A 4430-nucleotide genomic window follows, 5' to 3' on the forward strand; every position below is an offset into this window, starting at 1 on the left:
GCGAAGGATCGATCACCAAACGCTGCACCTGCAAAGACGAGACCACCGGTAGACGGCTCAACAGCGGATGCCCGAAGCTGCGCCGGCTGGGCGGCTCATGGAGCACCGTCCACGGCACCTGGGGCTTCCAGGTTGAGTTGCCGACCGCGCCGGGATGCAGCCGACGCCAGCTGCGTCGGGGCGGCCTGAATAGCCGCGACGCTGCCCGAGCCGAGCTTGATCATGCGCGGGCGCTGCTGGCCTTGGCCGGCGCGGACGAGCACCTCGTGATGCAGATCGGCGACATGCTGTACGCCTGCAAGAACGGCAGTCCACTGCCCGACCGCGACACGGTCGCCGCACGGGTTCGGGCCGGCGTATCCGCTACGACGGCGATCACGACCGGCGAGTACCTCACCACCTGGTTGGCCGGGCGGCGCGGGCTGGCGCCGAAGACGGTGCAGGGGTACGGCGACCACATCCGCGCGTATCTCATCCCGTACCTCGGGGAGATCCCGCTGCAGAACCTACGGACGAGCCATATCCAGGGCATGTTCACCGCACTCGACACCCGCAACGAGACGATCCGCGCCGGACGGGCGAGCACCGATCCCGGCGTGCGCAGGGAGTTTCGGGGTGTTCGGCCGTTGAAGGCCTCGAGTATGCGGCGGTTGTTCGCGACGCTGCGGGTGGCGCTCAACGACGCGGTCCGGCGGGCGAAGCTGATTCCGGCCAACCCCGCGCTCGGGGTGGAGCTGGAATCCGGTGCGCGGCCGAAGGCTCGAGTGTGGACGCCGAAGGCTATCGAGTGGTGGCGGGCGAGTGGGGAACGGCCGAGCCCGGTGATGGTGTGGCGGCCGGAGCAAGCAGGGCTGTTCCTCGACTACGCCCAGCGGCACGACCCGGTGCTGTATCCGTTGTTTGCGCTCATCCTGCACCGCGCGCTGCGGCGCGGGGAGGCGTGCGGGCTGCGTGACCACGACGTCGACCTCGGCGAGGCGTACCTGACCGTGGTCCAGCAGATCACCACCGTCGGCTACACGCCGATCGTGCGGAAAGTGAAAAGCGACGCCGGAGACCGGATCATCCCGCTCGGCACTACGACCGTCGCCGTGCTCGCCGACTACCTCACGATGCGGCAGGGCTGGCACGACGCCAAAGGGGACGAGTGGCCGAACACTGGGTTCTTCTTCGTCCGGCCCGACGGGCAGCCGTGGCATCCACAGATCGTCAGTGACCGCTTCGACTACCTCGTCAAAGCGAGTGGGCTGCCGCCGGTACGGCTGCACGACCTGCGCCACTGCGCCGCCACCTACCTACGCCACGGCGGCGCCGACATGAAAGAGATCCAGGAAGTGCTCGGCCACTCCACGATCGGGCTCACCTCGGACACGTACACCTCGGTCATCCTGGAGCTGCGCCGGCCCAACGCGGACGCCGCCGCCAACCTCATTCCCCGCAGGGCGGGATGACCGCGTCGGGCAGCAGCACTCACTTCTGCTGGTAGTGCCTTTGCCAGGATCGAGCGGATGCTGCCAGCTCTTCTCGCTCGCGTGACTGAGCGCCGCCGAGTTCGAGCAAGCCAAGGCCAGACTGCTGCAGCGACAACAGCCGCCCATGCTGGCCCGAGGCTTCATGGCGGAGGACTCAGGCCCGCCAGCTCACCCAATTTGCGCCGCTGTCCTGTGCGCCGCCCACGCGTCGGCGGCTGCAGCGAGCTGGTGGACGTGTTCGGCGGCGTTTTGGGTTCGCCGGTAGCTGGCGAGCCGAGCCATGGCCAGCGAAAACGCGGTGACTTTCTGCGCAGGTGCGGCCGCGTACGACGGAACGGTCGAAGCCCACGCCTCGGCCTGGCCGGGTCCATTCCCGGCCCGGATGAGCCGCACGATCATCCGCGCGGCGTCGATCCATGCCGCGCCGAGAACCGGCATCGCCCAATCGATCACCTGAATGTCACCGACCCTGCTGACCAGGAAGTTCTTGGGTGTGACATCGGTATGCACCAGGGTCTCCCCATCGACCACAGCCGGGTCGATCCAGTCTCCCCAGCGCACGGTGGCCGGTTGCACCGGCACGCCACACGGCGTCAACACCGTAGCCAGCTCGGTGAGTACGGCGGCAACCAAGGGCAGGTCCGGTGGGCCGGGGCCGAGGTCGGCATGCCGGCCGGGAAAGTGGTCAAATCCGAGGACCAGCCAATCCGCTGCCTCAACAGTCCACCGCAGGCGCGGTACGCGCGCCGCAGGCAGGTGCGGGTTGACCCGCGCCTCGATGCGCGCAGCGCGCAGCGCCGGACCGGGGCCGGCGGGTACGCCCTTACAGAAGTAGGTGCCGTTGTCGGCTTCCACAGTGGCGGTGAACCTGGCCACCGACCCGGCCGCGTTCGTCCGCACGCTGCGCACGGCGCCCGTCTCACGGGCAATCGCGGCCCTGAGCTCGCCGGGCAGGTCGTGCCACTGCTGCTGGCGCGCTGTCCCCCTCCCCACACGCCGCGGCCGGGCCACTTACTTTAGGTGGCCCAGCCACGGACACAGGGGGATGGTGGCCTAGCTGTTTCGCGGGCTGTCGCGGCAGCCGGCATGGCACTGGTTGCACTTACTGTTGCAGTCGGCACCGGCGCCGTGCCACAGGTCGGGGTCGATCGCGTACCCGGCGGTTCACGTTCCTGGCACGTCAGGCGACGAAGAACCCGTTCTCCAGGTAGACAACGGTGTCCTCGGCCCGAGCCCGGACAGCCGCGGCGATCCGACGGGCCAGCAGCTCCGACAAGCGCTCGCCGGCCTCCTGCTCGGTGCACCAGGCCCAACTGCGCAACTCCTCGGCCGGCAGGCTGATCTGCGCCGCCTGCTTTGGCGTGAGAACCCCGCCGTCGAACACCATCATCAAGCCCTCAGTGCGCTCCGGACGAGGCGGCACCCAGTCAGTCACCAGCAGCCGGCCCGGCTGCACCGACAGCCCCAGCTCCTCCTTGAGCTCGCGCACCACTGCCGTGTACGGCGACTCGTCGGCCTCGACCGCGCCGCCCGGGATCTCCCAGTAGTCCTTGTACGTCGGCTCGACCAGCAGCACCCGGCCGCGGTCGTCAGACAACAGCACCGCTGCCCCCATCCGCTTGCGAGGCAGCGTGGCGGTGAAGTCGTTGGTCATCGCGACAGGCTAACCGCGAGCGGCGAGCGCCAAGCCCGACGAAACACCTCATGTGGGTGAGGCGTGGCAACCCAAAGCCAGCCCGTGCCAGAAAAGCCGAGCGGTAGGCCAGACGATGCTGCCGGAGCGGGGTTTGGCTCGAGGGCCGGCCATCGCGGTGCTCCAAGTTGGCATTGCGCCGGGAAGCGGGGACCGCTTACGGTGACCCGTGGGACAGCGTCCGTTCGCATCCCCACATCTGATACTGAGCTTCGGCTCGCCGCCTTTCTTTGCGGAGCCCGTCGCGGCCATTTCGAGCCGAGGGCTGAGAACCCGCGCGGCATCCTTCCGTCTCATTCTGACGTTTCGTCTGCCTTCACGGATCGCTCGTCTCGCGAGTGCGCGCGGCCAAACCGTCGCCGCCCATCGACGAGAGGACCACCAACATGCCCACCAATCCGAAGAGTCCGGCCGAGGCGTGGCTGAGCAGGAACTTCCCGCAACGGCACGGTCTGTGTGTCGAGATCGGGAATGACCTGCGGAGCCACACCCCGATGCCGGTCGACGTCACCGACAAGTCATTCCTCGGCAACCTCATGGAGTACGCGATCGGACTGTCGCTCTGCGACCGGCCGCCGTACCTCGGCCGGTTCCGATTGCTCGGCGATTACCGGGCAGCCCGGCTCCTGGCCCGTGCGGGATACCGACAAGATGAAACAGCCGACCGAAACTTGTGGTGTGGCGGCGGCGCCGCCACACCTGCGCCAGCCGGTGTGTTCCTCGCCGCCTACCGCCTGGCTCAGGTCAACGAATTTTCTGAATCCGCGCTGGGGCGGCCGACCCGATCCAGAAGTCGTCGCACGCATCCTCGAACGGCATCCCGGCGCCCTCCCGCGTCACGGCGGCGAGACGAAGTTCGAGCGGATCGCGTTCGACGATCTTTGGACCAGCTACACCAGCGGCTTCTGTGCAGCGCTCAGGTCATACGGAACCGCAACCGCCCAGGTCCCGCTGCTGGGCGGCCTGAGACAAGCCGACTTCTTCGTTGGCGCAACGATCTTGGAGGTCAAGACGGGCCGACTAGACCAAGACCTCTACCTCATCCAGCCGATCAACCAGATGATCAGCTACGCGCTCCTGGCCCACTTCGACGGCCATCCGGTCACTCACGTTGCGGCCTACGCGATCCGCTACCAGCGCCTGCTGCGCTTCCGGATAGAGCCGTTCCTCGCCCGGCTCGCCGGCCGTCGGCTCGATTTGGACAAGGCGAGCGCGGAGTTCGCGAGCATCCTTCAAGATCCGCCATACCGAACTAGAACCGCCAC

The 4430-nt window shown here is 67.9% G+C and carries 4 protein-coding genes; 2 read left to right on the top strand and 2 right to left on the bottom strand.

Annotated elements, in window-relative coordinates:
- On the top strand, positions 1 to 1451 hold a 1451-nt coding region (locus AB0M20_RS29090; RefSeq protein ID WP_364303506.1), incomplete at its 5' end, for a tyrosine-type recombinase/integrase.
- 189 nt (positions 1452 to 1640) lie between these two features.
- Here the strand turns inward: AB0M20_RS29090 and AB0M20_RS29095 are convergent.
- Both AB0M20_RS29095 and AB0M20_RS29100 read right to left on the bottom strand, forming a co-directional pair.
- Positions 1641 to 2381: a hypothetical protein gene (locus AB0M20_RS29095; protein WP_364303507.1), complete on the bottom strand. Its 741-nt coding sequence runs from the start codon at positions 2379 to 2381 to the stop codon at positions 1641 to 1643.
- 271 nt (positions 2382 to 2652) lie between these two features.
- Entirely contained in the window at positions 2653 to 3126 is a 474-nt protein-coding gene (locus AB0M20_RS29100) for an NUDIX hydrolase (RefSeq protein WP_364303508.1), read from the bottom strand.
- A 690-nt stretch (positions 3127 to 3816) separates the two neighbouring features.
- Here AB0M20_RS29100 and AB0M20_RS29105 point away from each other — a divergent pair.
- Positions 3817 to 4430: hypothetical protein (locus AB0M20_RS29105; RefSeq protein ID WP_364303509.1), on the top strand; the 614-nt coding region annotated here is incomplete at its 3' end.

Source organism: Actinoplanes sp. NPDC051633 (assembly GCF_040681735.1).
In the GTDB taxonomy this organism is placed as follows: Bacteria; Actinomycetota; Actinomycetes; order Mycobacteriales; family Micromonosporaceae; genus Actinoplanes.

Bases quoted from the DNA above. Each gene is read 5' to 3' on its own strand.
- AB0M20_RS29100 (WP_364303508.1), bottom strand. From the start codon at position 3,126: ATGACCAACGACTTCACCGCCACGCTGCCTCGCAAGCGGATGGGGGCA.